This is a genomic window from Undibacterium sp. RTI2.2 (assembly GCF_035018705.1).
Taxonomy (GTDB): domain Bacteria; phylum Pseudomonadota; class Gammaproteobacteria; order Burkholderiales; family Burkholderiaceae_D; genus Undibacterium.
The window spans coordinates 1-693 of record NZ_JASJXN010000126.1; the positions used below are offsets into that span (position 1 = coordinate 1).

A 693-nucleotide genomic window follows, 5' to 3' on the forward strand; every position below is an offset into this window, starting at 1 on the left:
CACCATTACCTATGGCGTGCGGTCGATCAGAACGGACATGTGCTCGATATTCTGATGCAGAGTCGGCGCAACCGACAAGCTCAAGAGTTATGCCGCGTGTGGAGCATCGCCAACACAAAGGCCTCAATAACCGTGCAGAACTCTCGCACCAACCGACGCGGCAACGAGAACGACAGATGCGGCGCTTCAAGTCATCGGGCCATGCTCAGCGCTTTTTATCGGCTCATGGCCCGATCAACAATGCTTTCCGGTGTCAGCGAAACCGTATGACAGCGGAGCAGTACCGACACATGCGTACGCAGGCATTTTCTGTATGGAATGAGGTCACCAACGTAGCAAAAAAACCTAATCCGTGACACCGTGTTACCCGGGCAAATGCAAGTTCGCCTGAAATTGTACAACTCGCCGTCTCCGTTCAGCAAGTTGACAATACCGGCGGGAGTACTGGCGCGTATTGCACCACCAGCATCACCTGTACCTAAAGCGATGGCGGCTAAAAAAGAGAGTGGGAAACCTAAAGCTAAATGATAGAACCTGTCAGCGCGATTAATAGATTTATCCATGGCGTTGGTGCACTTAAAAGTTGAAGTAAAAAGTACCCCAACCCCGATCATTTATGCAGGAACTTTCTGACTACGGACGGAGTTTGGGCGTCCAGCAGCGAGCATGCGATTTAACACAGCAACACCGACG

Annotated in this window: 1 pseudogene; it reads left to right on the forward strand. The window is 51.5% G+C overall.

The window, feature by feature from the left end:
• Positions 1–356: pseudogene (locus tag QN395_RS21385) on the forward strand (DDE-type integrase/transposase/recombinase); the annotation flags it as partial.
• Positions 357–693: the final 337 nt, after the last annotated feature.